The sequence below is a fragment of the Mycobacterium numidiamassiliense genome (assembly GCF_900157365.1).
Taxonomy (GTDB): domain Bacteria; phylum Actinomycetota; class Actinomycetes; order Mycobacteriales; family Mycobacteriaceae; genus Mycobacterium; species Mycobacterium numidiamassiliense.
The window spans coordinates 1,036,011-1,053,343 of the sequence record NZ_FUEZ01000003.1 but is presented as its reverse complement, the minus strand read 5'-3'; the positions used below and the strand labels follow the sequence as shown (position 1 = coordinate 1,053,343).

At 70.0% G+C, this 17,333-nt stretch carries 16 protein-coding genes; 9 read left to right on the top strand and 7 right to left on the bottom strand.

The genetic code is table 11. The features are described 5' to 3' along the window. The first annotated feature begins 10 nt into the window (after positions 1 to 10). From MNAB215_RS04830 to MNAB215_RS04820, 3 genes are read left to right on the top strand one after another with little or no spacing between them, the layout of a single operon-like run. Positions 11 to 1,582: a cytochrome c biogenesis protein ResB gene (locus MNAB215_RS04830; RefSeq protein WP_077078424.1), complete on the top strand. Its 1,572-nt coding sequence runs from the start codon at positions 11 to 13 to the stop codon at positions 1,580 to 1,582. Further along, positions 1,579 to 2,556 (top strand): c-type cytochrome biogenesis protein CcsB, encoded by a 978-nt coding sequence (gene ccsB, locus MNAB215_RS04825; protein ID WP_077077689.1) that lies wholly within the window; start codon positions 1,579 to 1,581, stop codon positions 2,554 to 2,556. The genes MNAB215_RS04830 and ccsB overlap by 4 nt, the downstream gene beginning before the upstream one ends. Positions 2,557 to 2,601: 45 nt before the next feature. Continuing rightward, positions 2,602 to 3,876, top strand: a complete 1,275-nt coding sequence (locus MNAB215_RS04820; protein WP_077078423.1) for a MinD/ParA family ATP-binding protein — start codon at positions 2,602 to 2,604, stop codon at positions 3,874 to 3,876. Between the two features lie 6 nt (positions 3,877 to 3,882). On the opposite strand, the gene MNAB215_RS29620 is transcribed toward MNAB215_RS04820, so the two are convergent. Next, positions 3,883 to 4,035, bottom strand: coding sequence for a hypothetical protein (locus tag MNAB215_RS29620; protein WP_165691527.1), 153 nt, complete (start codon positions 4,033 to 4,035; stop codon positions 3,883 to 3,885). 119 nt (positions 4,036 to 4,154) lie between these two features. Between MNAB215_RS29620 and MNAB215_RS04815 the strand changes: the two genes are divergently transcribed. After that, complete coding sequence (locus MNAB215_RS04815) at positions 4,155 to 4,469, top strand: DUF4229 domain-containing protein (protein ID WP_245830194.1); 315 nt, start codon at positions 4,155 to 4,157, stop codon at positions 4,467 to 4,469. Here the strand turns inward: MNAB215_RS04815 and fabH are convergent. Together fabH and MNAB215_RS04805 are read right to left on the bottom strand one after the other, a co-directional pair. Next, positions 4,466 to 5,473 carry a beta-ketoacyl-ACP synthase III gene (gene fabH / locus MNAB215_RS04810; protein WP_077078422.1) on the bottom strand — a complete coding sequence of 336 codons (1,008 nt, stop codon included), beginning with the start codon at positions 5,471 to 5,473 and terminating at the stop codon, positions 4,466 to 4,468. The two genes, MNAB215_RS04815 and fabH, sit on opposite strands and share 4 nt — an antisense overlap. Positions 5,474 to 5,597: 124 nt before the next feature. Next, positions 5,598 to 6,470: a 1,4-dihydroxy-2-naphthoate polyprenyltransferase gene (locus MNAB215_RS04805; RefSeq protein WP_077077687.1), complete on the bottom strand. Its 873-nt coding sequence runs from the start codon at positions 6,468 to 6,470 to the stop codon at positions 5,598 to 5,600. A gap of 34 nt (positions 6,471 to 6,504) precedes the next feature. Between MNAB215_RS04805 and MNAB215_RS04800 the strand changes: the two genes are divergently transcribed. Together MNAB215_RS04800 and MNAB215_RS04795 are read left to right on the top strand one after the other, a co-directional pair. Then, entirely contained in the window at positions 6,505 to 7,281 is a 777-nt protein-coding gene (locus MNAB215_RS04800; protein ID WP_245830127.1) for an S-methyl-5'-thioadenosine phosphorylase, read from the top strand. After that, the gene (locus MNAB215_RS04795; protein WP_077077685.1) at positions 7,278 to 8,318 is read left to right on the top strand and encodes an NAD-dependent epimerase/dehydratase family protein; all 1,041 of its coding nucleotides are present in this window, start codon (positions 7,278 to 7,280) and stop codon (positions 8,316 to 8,318) included. The genes MNAB215_RS04800 and MNAB215_RS04795 overlap by 4 nt, the downstream gene beginning before the upstream one ends. Here MNAB215_RS04795 and MNAB215_RS04790 read toward each other — a convergent pair. Beyond that, complete coding sequence (locus tag MNAB215_RS04790) at positions 8,315 to 9,853, bottom strand: DUF7937 domain-containing protein (RefSeq protein ID WP_245830192.1); 1,539 nt, start codon at positions 9,851 to 9,853, stop codon at positions 8,315 to 8,317. The genes MNAB215_RS04795 and MNAB215_RS04790 overlap by 4 nt on opposite strands. A 462-nt stretch (positions 9,854 to 10,315) precedes the next feature. Between MNAB215_RS04790 and MNAB215_RS04785 the strand changes: the two genes are divergently transcribed. Genes MNAB215_RS04785 through MNAB215_RS04775 form a run of 3 tightly spaced genes read left to right on the top strand, consistent with a single transcriptional unit; the run spans position 10,316 to position 13,438 of the window. Continuing rightward, positions 10,316 to 12,118, top strand: a complete 1,803-nt coding sequence (locus MNAB215_RS04785; protein WP_077077683.1) for a DUF7159 family protein — start codon at positions 10,316 to 10,318, stop codon at positions 12,116 to 12,118. Between the two features lie 4 nt (positions 12,119 to 12,122). After that, complete coding sequence (locus tag MNAB215_RS04780; protein WP_217348906.1) at positions 12,123 to 12,779, top strand: glycosyltransferase family 2 protein; 657 nt, start codon at positions 12,123 to 12,125, stop codon at positions 12,777 to 12,779. After that, complete coding sequence (locus MNAB215_RS04775) at positions 12,776 to 13,438, top strand: TIGR04282 family arsenosugar biosynthesis glycosyltransferase (RefSeq protein ID WP_077077682.1); 663 nt, start codon at positions 12,776 to 12,778, stop codon at positions 13,436 to 13,438. The genes MNAB215_RS04780 and MNAB215_RS04775 overlap by 4 nt, the downstream gene beginning before the upstream one ends. Positions 13,439 to 13,577: 139 nt before the next feature. On the opposite strand, the gene MNAB215_RS04770 is transcribed toward MNAB215_RS04775, so the two are convergent. The 3 genes from MNAB215_RS04770 to menE are packed head-to-tail and all read right to left on the bottom strand — an operon-like array spanning position 13,578 to position 17,302. Next, a complete protein-coding gene (locus MNAB215_RS04770) occupies positions 13,578 to 14,828 on the bottom strand; it encodes an APC family permease (RefSeq protein ID WP_077077681.1) in 1,251 nt (416 codons plus the stop codon). Between the two features lie 6 nt (positions 14,829 to 14,834). Then, entirely contained in the window at positions 14,835 to 16,187 is a 1,353-nt protein-coding gene (locus MNAB215_RS04765) for a hypothetical protein (RefSeq protein WP_077077680.1), read from the bottom strand. Between the two features lie 11 nt (positions 16,188 to 16,198). Continuing rightward, positions 16,199 to 17,302 (bottom strand): o-succinylbenzoate--CoA ligase, encoded by a 1,104-nt coding sequence (gene menE, locus MNAB215_RS04760; RefSeq protein ID WP_217348905.1) that lies wholly within the window; start codon positions 17,300 to 17,302, stop codon positions 16,199 to 16,201. Between the last annotated feature and the right edge of the window lie 31 nt (positions 17,303 to 17,333).

The following is a 17,333-nucleotide window of genomic DNA, read 5'->3' as shown; positions in this document are numbered from 1 at the left end:
GCTGACCTCGATGGGCACCGCGCTGGTGCTGTTGTGTCTGCTCGCGCTCGGTGCGATCCCCGGCGCCCTGCTGCCGCAGCGCAGCCTCAACGCCGGCAAGGTCGACGAATACCTGGCCGCACATCCGACGATCGGTCCGTGGCTGGATCAGCTGCAGGCCTTCGACGTGTTCTCCAGCTTCTGGTTCACCGCCATCTATGTGCTGCTGTTCGTATCGCTGGTCGGCTGCCTCACCCCGCGGATGCTCGAGCACGCCCGCAGCCTGCGGGCCACGCCCGTCGCCGCCCCGCGAAACCTCAGCAGGCTGCCCAAGCACACCAGCTCCGAGCTCACCCTCGCCGACGAGGCCGACCTGAACGCGGTGGTCAACACCATCGCTGGTCGGCTGCGCGGCTGGCGCACCGCCATCCGGCATAACGAGGACACCGAGGCCGTCGAGATCTCCGCCGAGAAGGGCTATCTGCGCGAGTTGGGTAACATCGTTTTCCACTTCTCGTTGCTCGGCCTGCTGGTCGCGGTGGCCGTCGGCAAGCTGTTCGGGTACGAGGGCAACGTCATCGTCATCGCCGACGGCGGCCCCGGATTCTGCTCGGCCTCCCCCGCCGCCTTCGACTCCTTCCGCGCCGGAAACACCGTCGACGGCACCTCGCTGCACCCGATCTGCGTGCGGGTCAACGACTTTCAGGCGCACTATCTGCCGTCGGGGCAGGCCACCTCGTTTGCCGCGAACATCGACTATCAGGCTGGGCGCGATCTGGGCGCCAACAACTGGCGGCCCTACCGGCTGGAGGTCAACCACCCGCTGCGGGTCGGCGGCGACCGCGTCTACCTGCAGGGTCACGGCTACGCGCCCACCTTCACGGTGACCTTCCCGGACGGGCAGATGCGCACGTCGACCGTGCAGTGGCGGCCCGACAACCCGCAGACCCTGCTGTCGTCCGGGGTTGCGCGCATCGACCCGCCGGCAGGCAGCTACCCCAACGGCATCGAGCGTCGTCAACACGAGATCGCGATCCAGGGTCTGCTGGCGCCGACCGAGCAACTCGACGGCGTCCTGCTGTCGTCGCGATTCCCGGCGCTGGATGCCCCCGCGGTGGCCGTCGACATCTATCGCGGCGACACCGGTCTGGACAGCGGCCGGCCGCAGTCGCTGTTCGCCCTGGATCCCCGGCTGCTCGAGCAGGGCCGGCTGACCAAGGAAAAGCGGGTCAACCTGCGCGCCGGCCAAGAGGTCCGGATCGACCAAGGCCCGGGCGCCGGAACCGTCGTCCGCTTCGACGGCGCGGTGCCGTTCGTCAACCTGCAGGTCTCCCATGACCCGGGCCAGACCTGGGTGCTGATCTTCGCCATCACGATGATGGGCGGGCTGCTGGTGTCGCTGCTGGTGCGCCGCCGCCGGGTGTGGGTTCGTCTGACGCCGGCCGGTCAGGCGCCCGGTACGGTGAACGTCGAGCTAGGTGGCCTGGCCCGCACCGACAATTCCGGGTGGGGCGACGAGTTCGAGAAGCTGACGGAGCGGTTGGTTGCCGATCTCGGCGAGCCCGCAGCGTCCAGAAGGAGTTCTCAGGTGGACGTCACATGAATACCCTGCACGTCAACATCGGCCTGGCGCGCTACTCCGACTGGGCATTCACCTCGGCGGTGGTGGCCCTGGTCGTCGCGCTGCTGCTGCTGGCCTTCGAGCTGGCCTACGTCGGCGCCCGGCGCTCAGACCACCGCGCCGGGGTCCTGATCGGCGCGGTTTCCGCCGACAGCACGGCCCCGGGCATCGTCGAGGAGGCCCCGCAGCGGCCGTTCGACGAGCGCGTCGGACGGGCCGGCCTGGCCGTCACCTATCTCGGCATCGGGTTGCTGCTGACCTGCATCGTGCTACGCGGGCTCGCCACCATGCGGGTGCCCTGGGGCAACATGTACGAGTTCATCAACCTGACCTGCATGTGCGGGTTGATCGCCGGGGCGATCGTGCTGCGCCGCCCGCAATACCGCCCACTCTGGGTCTTCCTGCTTCTCCCGGTGCTGATCCTGCTCACGGTGTCCGGACGCTGGCTGTACACCAATGCCGCGCCGGTGATGCCCGCCCTGCAGTCCTACTGGCTGCCCATCCACGTCTCGGTGGTCAGCCTGGGTTCGGGTGTGTTCCTGGTCGCCGGCATCGCCAGCATCCTGTTCCTGCTGAAGACGTCCGGGCTGGGCGAACCGTCCGCGGAGGGCGCACTTGCGCGGGTGATACAGCGATTCCCCGACGCGCAGACCCTGGACCGCATCGCCTACCGCACCACGATCTTCGCGTTCCCGGTCTTCGGCTTCGGTGTGATCTTCGGCGCAATCTGGGCCGAAGAGGCGTGGGGCAGATATTGGGGCTGGGATCCCAAGGAGACGGTGTCGTTCGTGGCCTGGGTCATCTATGCGGCGTACCTGCATGCCAGGTCAACCGCGGGTTGGCGGGACCGCAAGGCCGCCTGGATCAATGTGGCGGGGTTCGTGGCAATGGTCTTCAATTTGTTCTTCGTTAACCTGGTGACGGTGGGTCTGCATTCGTATGCGGGCGTGGGGTGACGGCTAGGAACCGACTGAAGTAAGACGCACAGGGGGTAAGTGCACGTGTCCGAGCAGACAACCAGCGGCGTGGGGGCGCCCGAGCATCCGACGACGGAGATGCCACAAGATCCTCAGCAGCACCCGGGCCAGCCGCCCGCGGACGGCGGCGACGCACCGACGCGCGCGTTCGCGGGATTCCGCACCGAGCGGCGCGTCCCCGGCTCAGAACGTCGTGAGGCGCCCCCGCCGGCCGGGCTGCCGCCCTGGGATTCCACTCCGGTCACCGGGATACCGCGAATGGACCCGACCGCCTACGGCGCCTACTACAGCGGCCCACCCGACGCGCCGCGCACCGAGTCGCAGCCCGCGCCCTACCGGCCCGAGCACCTGCCGCACACGCCGTACCCGGAACTGTCCACCGGCATGCTGTTGCGCCCGATCAAGCCGCCGCCCTCGGAGGGCTGGCGCCGGTGGCTCTATTTGGCCTCCGGCCAGCTGATCAACCTCGGCGAGAGCCCACGCGCGGCGCGCCACAACAACCTGGTCGCGTCGATCAACCGGCCGCTGCGCGGTAGCTACCGCGTCGCGGTGGTGTCACTGAAGGGCGGCGTCGGCAAGACCACCATCGCCGCGACGCTGGGGGCGACCTTCGCCACCGTCCGCGGCGACCGGGTGGTGGCCGTCGACGCCAACCCCGACCGCGGCACGCTGAGCCAGAAAATTCCGTTGGAGACGACGTCCACGGTGCGCCAGCTGCTGCACGACGCCGGCACCATCGAGCGCTACAGCGACGTCCGCCGCTACACCTCGAAGGCCCCGACCGGGCTGGAAATCCTCGCCTCGGAGACCGATCCGGCCATCTCGGAGGCATTCAGCGCTGACGACTACAGCCGCACCCTGGACATCCTGGAGCGGTACTACGGCCTGGTGCTCACCGACTGCGGCCCCGGGCTGCTGCATTCGGCGATGTCGTCGGTGCTGGAGAACGCCGACCTGCTGATCGTGGTCGCCTCTGGCTCGATCGACGGCGCGCGCAGCGCCTCGGCGACGCTGGACTGGCTGGACGCACACGGCCACGAAGCGCTGGTCCGCAACTCGATCGCGGTCATCAACGCGGTGCGGCCGAAGACCGGCAAGGTCGACATGACCAAGGTCATCGATCACTTCTCGCGGCGCTGCCGCGCGGTGCGGTTGGTGCCCTACGACGCCCATCTCGACGAGGGCGGCGAGATCTCGCTGGGGCAACTGCGAAGGCAGACGCGCGAAGCGCTCACCGAGCTGGCCGCCGTTGTGGCCGAAGGGTTTCCCGGCGACCAGCCGAACTTGGGCCTGAGCTAACGGAGGTTAGTCGTCCCCGCGTCCTAATCGACGGAGGAAATCTGGATCGTCGTCGGGCCCGATGACGCGGCTCTTCGCTCGGTGGGTCTGTGACCGCGCCGCGCGCCAGCCAATGTAAACGAGCGTCCCCAACACCAGGACGATCAGCAGGTAGAGCATCTACACCTCCTTTGCCGAATATACCCGCGCCGTAGGCTCGTACCGTGTCAGAAGGGCCGAGCGGCAACAGCACTGGAGACCCGTCCGCGCACAACGCGGACGACGCCGCCAAAGATCGCGTGCTTCTCGATGTGGTGGGGTACGCGGTGGCGCGGCTGCTGCTGGTCGTCGTGCTGACCGGCGCGATCTACCTGGCGGCGCGGTTGCTCGGGGTCAGCGAGTTCCCGATCGCCGTCGCGGCGCTGTTCGGTCTGATCATCGCGATGCCACTCGGGATCTGGCTGTTCGGCCGGCAGCGTCGCCGCGCGACGGCCGCGCTCGCGATCGCCGGCGAACGCCGGCGCGCCGAACGCGATCAACTGCAGGCCCGGCTGCGCGGTGAGGCCGTCGACGACGAACCCGGCGCGGACGGTGACGAGGAGTCGGGCTCTTAGCCGTTGGGCAGCCGCACGACCTGCGCTGCGTAGCTCAGGCCCGCGCCGTATCCGATCAGCAGGGCCAGATCGCCGCCCTTGGCCGCCCCGGTCGCCAGGAGTTGGGCCATCGCCAGCGGAATGGACGCCGCGGACGTGTTTCCGGTGTGCTCGATGTCGTTGGCCAGCACCGCGTCCGAGCGCAGCTCGAGGTTCTTGGTCAGCACTTCGTTGATGCGGGCATTTGCCTGATGCGGGATGAACACGTCGATCTCGTCGGGCCGGACGCCCGCGGCGTCCATGGCCTGGCGCCCGACCTTGCCCATCTCGAATGCGGCCCAACGGAACACCGCGCTGCCTTCCAGCCGAAGGAACGGGCGCGGGCCGGTGGGTTCGTCCATGTAGTCGATCCAGTCGATGTCCTGGCGGATGGCATTCACCTGTTCGCCGTCGCTGCCCGCCACGGTCGGTCCGATGCCCTGCTCCGGCGTCTCACCCACCACCACCGCGGCCGCGCCGTCGGCGAAGATGAAGCAGTTGGTGCGGTCCAGCATGTCCACCGTGGGCGACAGTTTCTCCGTGCCGATCACCAGCATCTTGGCGGCGCTGCCGCCGCGGATCATGTCGGCGGCGACGCCGAGCGCGTACCCGAAGCCGGCGCACCCCGCCCCGATGTCGAACGCGGAGATGCCCGTCGCGCCCAGCCCCGTGGCGACCTCCGGCGCACACGGCGGGGTCTGCAGGAAATGGGTGCTGGTGGCGACGATCACGCCGTCGATGTCGGCCGCCGCGAGTGAGGCCTTGGCGATCGCCTCTCGGCTTGCCTCGATCGCCATCGAAGCGGCGGATTCGTGGCGGGCCGCGAAACGGCGCGTCTTGATGCCGGTGCGTGAATAGATCCACTCGTCGGATGAGTCGATGTTTTGACACAGCTCGTCGTTGGTGACCACCCGCTCGGGGCGGTAGGCCCCGACACTCAGCAATCCGATGTTCGTGGGCCCACTGGTCGCGGCGATCTGCAACATTTGCGCTCCTCGCTCGGTGTTCATCCAGCTAGCGGCGAAACAGGGGCCGAAGTCAACCCTCATTGTTATGGGATCCGTCGATGCGCGTTGAGCTCAGGTTCTCCGCGAGCTCAGTCAATGCTGCTCAGCGGGCCAGCGTCAAGGCCGCCGCCACCGCGACGGCCCACACCAGCATGGCCAGTCCGGTGTCGCGCAACACCGGAATGAGCTCGGGCCCGCCACGGCCGGTCCGCACCGGCTTCGCGGCGCGCAGCGCCAGCGGCGTGGCCGCCAACCCGACGGCACACCACGGCGTCGCCAGCATCAGCACCAGCGTCAGCACCCCGGCAACGGCCAGCAGCGCTTGGTAGAGCACCCGGGTGCGGGCATCGCCCAGGCGCACCGGCAGGGTGATCTTGCCCGACTCGGTGTCGGTCGGGATGTCGCGGAGGTTGTTGGCCACCAGCACCGCCGACGACAGCGCCCCGATGGACACCGCCAGTACCAGGCCGACCCAGTCCACCCGCAATGCCTGGGTGTACTGGGTGCCGAGCACGGCGACCAGGCCGAAGAACACGAAAACCGCGACCTCACCAAAGCCGGCATAGCCGTAGGGCCTGGATCCGCCGGTGTACAGCCACGCCCCCGCGATGCAGGCGGCCCCCACCGCGATCAGCCACGGTGCGGACAGCAGCGCGAGCGCCAGGCCCGCCGCCGCGCCCGCCGCCAGGCTGGTCACCGCCGCGGCCAGCACCGATCGGGGGGAGGCCAGCCGTGCGCCCACCAGGCGCACCGGGCCGGCCCGGTTGTCGTCGGTGCCCCGGACGCCGTCGGAGTAGTCGTTGGCGTAGTTGACGCCGATGATCAGGGCGAGCGCGACGGTGAGCGCCAGCAGCGCCTTCCACCACACGGCCGAGTGCAGCCAGGCCGCCGCGCCGGTGCCCGCGATGACCGGTGCCACCGCATTGGGCAGCGTCCGCGGCCGCGCACCCGAGATCCACTGCGCAACACTGGCCACCAGGCCATCCTGCCCTATGCATCACAATGGGCGGATGCTCGGAGTGATCGGCGGTAGCGGTTTCTACACGTTCTTCGATGCGGAGGTCCGCACGGTCACCCCCGACACCCCGTACGGTGCGCCCAGCGCCGCGATCACCGTCGGCACCATCGGCGAGCATGACGTCGCGTTCCTGCCCCGGCACGGCGCGAGCCATGAATTCTCGGCGCACACCGTGCCATACCGCGCCAACATGTGGGCCTTGCGCACGCTGGGCGTGCGCCGCGTTCTGGCGCCGTGTGCGGTGGGCAGCCTGACCCCCGACCACGGCGCGGGTGCCGTGGTGGTGCCCGACCAGCTGGTGGACCGAACCTCCGGCCGCGCCGACACCTATTTCGATTCCGGGGCCATCCACGTCGATTTCGCTGACCCGTACTGCCCGACGTTGCGCGCCGCGGTCACCGGCCTGCCCGGCGTGGTCGACGGCGGCACCATGGTGGTGATCCAGGGGCCGCGGTTTTCCACGCGAGCCGAAAGTCAGTGGTTCGCCTCGGCCGGGTTCTCCCTCGTGAACATGACCGGCTATCCGGAGGCGGTGCTGGCCAGGGAGCTCGAAATATGCTATGCGGCAGTCGCTTTGGTGACCGATCTGGACGCGGGGATTGCCGCGGGGGAGGGTGTGAAGGCCGTCGACGTCTTTGCGCAATTCGAAAAGAACATGGGCCTGTTCAAAAAGCTGGTGCGCGCGGCGATCGGCCGGATCGCCGTCGACCGCGACTGCACGCACTGCCTCGCGCACACCGGCGTCACGCTGCCCTTCGAGCTGCCATGAGGGTGCTGCTCACCGGCGCGGCCGGCTTCATCGGGTCGCGGGTGGCTGTGGCCCTACGGGCCGCGGGTCACGACGTGGTCGGCGTCGACCTGTTGCTGCCCGCTGCGCACGGCCCAAATTCCTTGTTGCCGAAGGGATGTCAACTCGTCGACGTCCGCGATGCCGAGGCGTTGGCACCGCTGCTGGACGGGGTGGACCTGGTGTGTCATCAGGCCGCGATGGTGGGTGCCGGCGTGAACGCCGCAGACGCGCCGGCCTACGGCGGCCACAACGACCTCGCCACCACCGTGCTGCTGGCCCAGATGTTCGCCGCCGGGGTGCGGCGTCTGGTGCTGGCGTCGTCGATGGTGGTCTACGGGCAGGGGCGCTATCGGTGTCCCGAGCACGGATCGATCGACCCGCTGCCGCGCAGCCGCGCCGACCTCGACGCGGGGATCTTCGAGCACCGCTGCCCCCTCGGCGGCGAGGAGTTGCGCTGGCAGCTCGTCAACGAGGATGCGGCGCTGCGGCCGCGCAGCCTGTACGCGGCCAGCAAGACCGCTCAGGAGCACTACGCGCTGGCCTGGTCGGAGTCGACGGGGGGCTCGGTGGTGGCGCTGCGCTACCACAATGTCTACGGTCCTGGCATGCCACGCGACACCCCCTACTCCGGAGTGGCCGCGATCTTCCGTTCGTCGTTGGAAAAGGGCGATCCACCAAGGGTTTTCGAGGACGGCGGGCAGATGCGTGATTTCGTCCACGTCGACGACGTGGCCGCGGCCAACCTGGCGGCGGCCGGCTTCCTGGCGGACGGCGGCTCCGGTTTCACGGCGGTCAACGTCTGCTCGGGACGGCCCATTTCCATCCTGGAGGTGGCCGGCGCGCTGTGCGAGGCGCGCGACGGTTCGGTGCGCCCGGTCGTGACCGGGCAGTATCGCAGCGGCGACGTGCGCCATATCGTCGCGGACCCCGGCCGGGCCGCCGCGGTGCTGGGTTTCCGTGCGGCCGTCGATCCGCGTGCGGGCCTGCGCGAGTTCGCCTTCGCGCCGCTGCGTTAAGAGTTCGGCGGCCGGTAGATCTGGGGCTTGGGCACCGGGATCTGCCCCGTGGTCGAGTCGTCGCCCCGGAAGATCCGCGGCCCCTGCGCCAATTGCGTTGTCGGCGGCCCGGTTTGGATGCGGGTGGTGGCCGCGGCCGACGGCGGTGCGGCTCCGGGGACCGGGATGCGGGTCGTCTGCTCGGCCACCGGTGGTGGGGGAGCGCCGGCCGGCGCAACGCGTTTGCGAGTGGCGCGGCGCTGTTGGCGCCGCAGCCGGCGACCGCTGAAGTGCCCGGTGATGATCGCTGCCACGAGGATGCACACGGCCAGCACGCCGAGCGTCACGTCGAAGGTGCTGGTGATCTGTTGGGCGAGATCGTTTCCGTAGACCGGGTTTTCGGCGACGGCAGTGGGTGGCTCGGCGAATCGCGGCGCCAGGGCGACGCCTACCACGACGCGGGCGATGCTCAGCGTCGCGACAACCCCGCACAGCGACGAGGTCAGTCGCGCCGACAGGCTCTCGTTGACCAGGTTGATGCGCAGCCAGATGGCCAGGACCGCGGTAACCAGATCGAAGGCCGCCAGCACCAGGGTGTCGTATCGCGAGTACGGGTAGTCCAGCGTCACCGCGACGGCCAGATCGTCGATCCGCATCAGCAGCGACCCCAGGCACCAGACGGCGATGAGCAGCAAGCCATTTCGGGCTGCGGTCCGCCACGCGTTCTCTTCGGTCGTCGACGGATGGCGCTGACGGGCCAGGGCGCGCGGCGCGAAAATCGCCGCGGCCGCCGCCCACGCCAGATACCCCTCGAACCCCACCCCGGCCGTCGAGGTGTTCTGCGCGATGCCGTGGAACGCATCGATGTCACGACCGACGGGCAGGAGCCACACGATGATCCCGGCGACCACCGTCGACGCGCCGAGGGCGACGGTTTCCAGCCGAGAACCCTTGGAACTGCGAACAAGCCACCGCGACGCGACGACCACGGCGATCAACGCGACGACGCCGTAGACCACCGCGGTGGCGATGACCGCGATGTTCTGTTTGCCGAACTGGGCGGAATCGCCAGGGCCGTGCAACGCGTAGCGCACCCGCCAGTACAGGTTGAAGCCGAAGCTGGCCGTCGCGAGGACTATCGACGCGTAGCCGATGATCCGGGCGGACCCCGCCCACCGGCCGAACGCCCCGTCCTCGGTGGCCCCGGTGATCGCCGGTTGCGCACTCAGCAACGCGCCGGCGATGCCCAGCCACGCGCCCGGCCCGACGCCACCCGGCACGTTCACAGTGCCACCGAATCGGACGGTTTCGAACACGTCGAAGCCGACGAAGGCAAGTACCAGCAGCAGGTAGGGGACGTTGAGCGCCAACCGAACCCGGTTTGCCCCTGGCTTCGCAGCCGGCAGGGCAACGGCAATCAGGGAAAGCAGCGTCACCGCACCCAACACCGCGAACAGGGTCGTGTTGCTGTCCGGGATTCCGATGCCGAAATACAGATTCCACGGCAGCAGCAGGCCGACGATCAGCAGGCCGGCCGCCTTCCCCTTGACCACCATGGTCCAGCGGCGCGATGGCCCGGCCTGCGGGTGCAGCCCGGCCTGCGGATGTAGCCCGGCGGGTCTCGGCTGCCCAGCGGTCCGCTGCGGGCCGGCGGGTGACTGCGTTGCGCGGGCGCCGGCGATGGGACCGGTCGGTGCGTCGTCGCTGCTCTGACTCACGGTTCCCCCCGGGTATCGAGGACGGTTACTGGCGGCGCACTTTCGCGTGTGTGGCGAGGGAGCCCCCCGCCGCGGCGACTGCGTTGCTTACTTGGAAACATAATCTCCGTTCGGGCGACGCGTCAGTGGCTAACTACGTCCGGCTGCGAGAACACGGTTGGGCGCCGCCGTTTGGCAAACTGGTTACGCTGCGCTCGTAGACGAATGTTGTTGCCCGAATGATTGTTAGTGCCGACGGTATCGCAGTCTAATGATGCCGGGACATGCTGGTTCTGGGGTGCCAGCCGAAGGAGAGCCGGGATGGACGTGGTGTTGGGGGTCGCGGTCACCGGCCCCGTTGCCCGCTTGGCGCTTGTCGGAACGGGTGTCGGGGCCCCCGACGTCATCGACCAGTCCGTCGTCGACTTGGCTAACAACCCGATCGAGCAACTGCTCGAGACCGTCGTCGGCACGAATCGGTTGTTGGCCGGGGAGAACCATCGCCTGGTCGGCACCCGGTTGTGCTGGACCGACAATCCCAAAGCCGATCAGCTGCGCCAGGCGCTGGAGGATTCCGGCGTGCACAACGTCGCGGTGCTGTCGGAGTCGCAAGCCGTCAAGTCCCTGATGCGCGCCGCCGGGCGACCCGGTGCGGCCCTGCTGTTCGACGACGAGACGGCAACGCTGTCGCTGGTGGATATGGCCACCGACGACGAGGATGCGCCGCCGACCCTGCTGGCGCGGGGCCCGCTGACGGTCGGCGACGAGACGGCCACGCTGGACACGCTGATGGCCAGGCTCGGCGACCAGCCGGACACCACCAGGGATGTCTACCTGGTGGGCGCGTCGGCCGATCTCGACCGGGTTGCCGACCAGCTTCGAGAGACGTCGACGATGCGGGTGCAGATCGCCGAGGACCCGACGTTCGCGCTCGCCCGCGGCGCCGCGTTGGCGGCCGCGCCGCTGGCCCCGGATGCGACGGCGATGGCGCCGGCCGCGGTGCTCACCGGCGACGAGACGGCGATGGCCCCAGCGGCGGGGCTGGCCGGCGATGCGACGGAGATCGTGCCCGCCGACGCGGCCGCTGCCGATCAGCAGTTGGCCTACTCGATGGCCGAGGACGACGCCGATCTGTTTGCGGACGACTTCGACGAGTTCGGCGATTACTACGACGCCGAGGCCGATACCGGCCCGCTGAAGCTCGACAGGCGCTCGCTGCTGATCGGCAATGCGGTCATCGCGTTCGCGATAGTCGGCTTCGCGTCGCTGGCCGTCGCGCTGGTGGTCGCCGTTCGGCCGACCGCGAGCGAAGAAGCAGTGGTGGGACACCAGAACGCGGCCCCCGGTAAGTTCATGCCGCTCTTGCCCACCCAGCAGCAGGCGCCGGTCCCGCCGCCCCCGCCGGAGGCGCCCAACGCGGGATACCAGGGCGGTGTCATTCCGGCTCCGGCCCAGGTGACGCCGGGCTTGGGCCCGGCGCCTGGCGGCCCGGTTCCCGTGACGCCGGGTGCACCGGGTGAGCCGGGAGTTCCGGGCTTCGTCCCGAACCCGAACCCGGGTGTGCCGGTCCCGGTGCCGATCATCATTCCGTTCCCGGGCTGGCGGCCGCAGCCCTGGGTGCCGCCCTGGAACCCGCCCTATCCGACACCGACCACGCCGACGACTCCCACGACGCCGACGACTCCCACCACGCCGACGACTCCCACGACGCCGACGACTCCCACGACGCCGACGACTCCCACGACGCCGACGGCCCCCACGACGCCGACGACCACCCCGTACACGCCACCTACGACTCCGACCACGACGCCCTACACGCCGATCACACCCACGACGACCGTTGCTCCGACGACGACCCCCTATTCACCGATTACGCCGACGACAACGGTTGCGCCGACGACCGTTCCGACGACCGTCGCGCCCACGTCTGTGGCGCCAACGACCGTTGCGCCAACTCAGGCACCCACGCAGGCGCCGACGACCGTCGCACCCACGCAGGCGCCGACCCAGGCACCCACGCAGGCGCCGACTCAGGCACCGGCGCACACCCAGGCGCCGGTGATCCCGACGCAACCGCACACGCAGGCGCCCGTGGCCCCGCAGCAACCGCATAGCCACAGCTGAGCCCGTGCCCGACGAACTGGTCACTGTCGTGCTGCCGTGCCTGAACGAGGCGGAGTCGCTGCCGGCGGTGCTGGCCGCCATTCCCGCCGGCTATCGAGCGCTGGTCGTCGACAACAACAGCACCGACGAAACCGCCGCGGTGGGCGCACTGCACGGGGCCGCGGTGGTCGCCGAACGGCGGCCCGGCTACGGCTCGGCGGTGCACGCGGGCGTGGTCGCCGCGACGACCCCGATCGTGGCGGTCATCGACGCCGACGGTTCGATGGACCCCGCCGACCTGCCGCGGCTGGTGGCCGCGCTGGAGCAGGGCGCCGATCTGGTGGTAGGCCGGCGCCGGCCCGTGCCCGGGTTGCACTGGCCGTGGGTCGCGCGGGTGGGCACCGTGGTGATGAGCTGGCGGTTGCGCACCCGTCACGGCCTGCCGGTGCACGACATCGCGCCGATGCGGGTGGCCCGGCGCGAGGCATTGCTGAATCTGGGTGTCGTCGACCGGCGCTCGGGGTATCCGCTTGAGCTGTTGGTCCGGGCGGCGGCCGCGGGCTGGCGCGTCGTCGAGTTCGACATCAACTACGGCCCCCGCACGGGCGGTGTATCCAAGGTCAGCGGTTCGCTGCGGGGCAGCGTGACCGCGATCCTGGACTTTTGGAAGGTGATCTCATGAGCGGCCTGCCCGTGACCCTGCTGGTGGTCGCCAAGGCGCCGGAACCGGGCCGGGCCAAGACGCGGCTAGGCGCGACGGTCGGTGATCTGGTGGCCGCCGACATCGCGGCCGCCGCACTGCTGGACACCCTGGACGCGGTGGCAGATACGCCGGTCGCGGCGCGGGTGGTGGCACTCGCCGGCGATCTGGACGCCGCCGCCGGCGCGGCGCAGATCCGGTATCGGCTCGAGGAGTTCACGGTGATCGAGCAACGCGGCGACGGCTTCGCCGATCGGCTCGCCAACGCCCACGCCGACTCGTCGAGCGGGTATCCGGTGCTGCAGATCGGGATGGACACCCCGCAAGTGACGTCTGGGCTCCTGGCCGATTGCGCCCGCCGACTGCTCCAGGCCCCGGCCGTGCTCGGGATGGCCCGCGACGGCGGGTGGTGGGCGCTTGGGGTGCAGACCCCGGGTATGGCCGACTGCCTACGTACCGTGCCGATGTCTCAATCCGATACCGGCGAGCTCACATTGAAAGCATTGCACGACAACGGAATTGATCCTGTCGCGGTCGAGTCGCTGGCCGATTTCGATATCGCCGACGACATCGCCGTGGTGCGCGACGCCTGTGGGCCGGACAGTCGCTTCGCGCGGGTCGCCCGCGCGGCCGGGCTGTAGCGGATCGGGCGTGCGGCCAGGGCGGTGAGCGTGCGTCCAGGGCGCGAAAATCGCCGGATTCCCACCGTCACCGCACACGCGACGCCGTCACCGCACACGCGAAGCGAGGCGGGGCCGCGCGACGCCGCGGGCGACGCCGTCAGGCTCGCCGACGCAAAACCGCGGCGCGACCGGCGATCCCGACAGCGAAGACCGCCAGTCCGGCGACCGCCGACTGCCACGGCAACGTAACGACCAGCAGCACGCACCCGGTCAGGCCGCAGATGTTCAGGACACGTCGCCGGGCGCCGGGCAGTGTGTAAGCGGCGGCATTGGCGATCGCGTAGTAGATCAACACCCCGAAGGAGGAGAAGCCGATCATCCCGCGCAGGTCGACGGTGACCACCAGCACACAGACCACCGCGGCGAGCGCGATCTCGGCGTGATGCGGTACCCGGTAGCGCGGGTGCACCGCAGCCAGCCAGGCCGGCAGATCGTGATGGCGGGCCATCGCCAGCACGGTGCGCCCGAGTCCGGCGACCAGTGCCAGCAGCGCACCCATGCTCGCCAGCGCGGCCCCGACTGTGATCACCGGAACCAGGGCCGGAATCCCCGCGGCCCGGACCGCCTCGGCCAGTGGCGCCGCCGCGTGTGCGAGCCGGTCGGGGCCCGCGGCGAGCAACGCGGCCACGGCGACAATCAGGTAGATCGCCACCGCTATCGCCAGCGCGAGGGTTATCGCCCGCGGGATGGTGTGCGCCGGATCGCGCACCTCTTCGCCCATCGTCGCGATACGGGCATACCCGGCGAACGCGAAGAACAACAGCCCGGCCGATTGCAGGACGCCGTAGACCGTGACCGCTGACCAAGCGTGCGCACCGATCAGATGCGATGGATCCGGCCTGGCCGTCGCGATGCCCACCACACACGCGGCCAGCGCAATGAGTGTGCACACCAGCAGGATTCGGGCCAGCATCGCGGTCTTGGTAACCCCGCGGTAGTTCAAGACAGTCAGCAACAGCACAGCGGCGACCGCGATGATCCGCTGCGCCCACGCCGGCCCCGGAATCGCATAGGCGGCGACGGTCAGCGCCATGGCCGCACACGAGGCGGTCTTGCCAACGACGAATCCCCACCCGGCGATGAAGCCCCACCAGGGGCCCAGGCGCTCGCGACCGTAGATGTACGTCCCGCCGGATGTCGGATACACCGCGGCCAATTGGGCCGACGCGCTCGCATTGCAATAAGCGATCACCGCGGCCAGCGCCAGCCCGATAAGCAGCCCGGCACCGGCCGCCCGGGCGGCCGGCCCGAACGCCGAGAACACCCCGGCACCGATCATCGAACCCAGGCCGATCACGACGGCATCGACGGTAGTGAGTCGGCGTGCCAGCCCCGGTTGTTCAGCCATGCCCGCCTACCAGTTCGTCACCATGACGGTGTTCACCAGCAGCGCGCCAACGACGTTCAGCGCCAGCAACACTCGATGCGACCGCACCGACAGCAGCGCCGGCGCCGCGGTGAGCCACAAGGTGAACGGCAACCATATTCGCTCGACCTCCGCCTTACTCAGCATGCTCAGGTCTGCGCAGGCGATAGCGGCCAGCATTGCCAGCAGCAGCAAGTGTAAGCCGCAGCGCCGACGGATGGCGGCCGCGTCGAACACGCGGGTGATGCCCGCGACACTGCCCAGCCCGATCGCGCACACCGCCGAGGCTAGATTGGCCCACCACCAGTACTGGAACGGCCGGTATCTCGCGATCCCCTGCCAATAACGTTGCTGCACAAGGGTATAACCATCGACCCAGGAGACCCCGGCGACGGCGAAACTCACCGCCACGGCCAGGGCGGCCGCGACCGCCGGACCGAACGCCCGCAGCGCTGTCTGCCGACTCGGGGCGGACGCCAGCACGGCCAACGCCGGAAGGCCGAGCAGCGCCAGGCCGTAACTGAGGAAAACCGCCCACCCGAGTAGCAGGCCCGCCGCAGCCGCGACCAGAATGGGGAACCGAAGTCGGCGGTGCACGGCCACCGCCAGCAGTGCGATGCCCCAGGCCGCGACCCCGGCGAAGTATCCGTCGGCCGAGACCGCCACCCAGATCGCCGTCGGCGCCACCGCGACGAATGGCGCTGCCCGCCTTGCGGTTTGCTCATCGGCCAGCGCGCGGACCGCGACAAGCACGGCCGCGGTCGCGCTGGACCCGGCCAGCAGGCACAGCAACCCGGCCCAGGCGCCGCCGTGCAGGCCGATCCGGTCGAGCCAGACGAACGTCAACAGCGCACCCGGCGGATGCCCCGACACGTGCGTCACCCACGAGTTCGGCTGGTAGTCGACAATCCGGCCGGCGAACGTGCGCACCGCCGCCGGAATGTCGGTGATGCCCGGCACCTGCGACAGATACTCTTCCGGCCTGGTCAACCGGCCGGCGAAGCCGCGCTGCCAGCCGTCGATCATCGCCAGCGCGAACGCCCACCCGCAGGCGACCGCCCAGCTGACCAGCGTCAGTGATCGCCACGAAAGCCTTTGTGCCACAACAGGTCCCCAAGCCACTGCGGCCATGGCGATCAGGATGGCGGGCACCGTTCCCCAGCTCGCGTGAATCTCCCACGTGCCGAACAGCGGGGACGCCTGCTCGTGGGTGCCAAACCGCTCGGGACCGATGTCGAGGCGAGGTCTGACCCCGCGATCAAGGCGCGGCAGCAGGACCGCGGCCGCCACGAGGACGGCCCCGGCGCCGACGGCGGCCGTTTCCCGGCGAGAGACTCTCACAAGCGTTCAGCCTATTGATCGGCGGCGAACCGGCGCGCCAACGCCCCGCGGTCCACCTTGCCGATGCCGCGCCGCGGCAATGCGTCGATGATGTGCAGCTCGCGCGGGGCGGCGGTGGCGTCCAGCGTCTGGCCCACGTGTGTCCGCAGTGCGTCCAGCGTCGGCGCCGCCCACCCGTCGCGTGGCACGACAGCCGCGACCACCCGCTGGCCGAGCCGGTCGTCGGCGACACCGAAGACCGCGACGTCGCTCACGGCGGGATGGGTGGCCAGCGCCGCCTCGACCGGTTGCGGCAGCACGGTCAGCCCGCCCGTGCTGATCGCGTCGTCGGCACGGCCCAGCACGGTGAGCACACCGGCCTCGTCGACGGAGCCCAGGTCGTCGGTGCGAAACCAGCCGGGCTCGGCGAACGGATCGGGGTCGACCGGATTGCGGTACCCTTTGGCCAGCGTCGTGCCCCCGATCGCGATGCGCCCGTCGGTGAGAGCCCGCAGCCGCACGCCGTCGAGCGGGACGCCGTCGTAGACGCAGCCGCCCGCGGTCTCGCTCATCCCATACGTGCGGACCACCGCGATGCCGGCCGCCGCGGCGGCGTCCAGGACCGGCCGCGGAGCCGGCCCGCCGCCGAGCAGGACGGCGTCCAGTTCGGCCAGCGCGGCCGCTGCGGCCGGGTCGACGATGGCCTTGGCCAACTGGGCGGCAACCAACGACGTGTACCGCCGCCCGGCGCCCAACCTTGCGATGGCAGCGGGTAATTCGGCGATATCGAAGCCCGCGGAGACGTCGAGTTCGACGGGCGTCGACCCGGCGCGCAGGCTGCGCACCAGCACCTGAATTCCGGCGATGTGATGCGACGGCAAGGCCAGCAGCCAGCGGCCAGGACCGCCGAGACGATCGTGAGTCGCATCCGCGCTGGCGGTCAGCGCGGATGCAGTGAGCAGGGCGCCCTTGGGCGCACCGGTGGTACCCGAGGTCGCCACCACCAGGGCCACGTCGTCGTCGACGGCCTCGCCCACCCGCAAGCCCGCCGTCAGAGCATCGTCGCCGTCAGTCGGCACCACGACGAGCGCGGGGTCACGACCAGTCAGCACCCGCTCCACGGCGGGCAGCAGCACGGCGACGGCGGAGCCTGGAGAGACGCTGAGG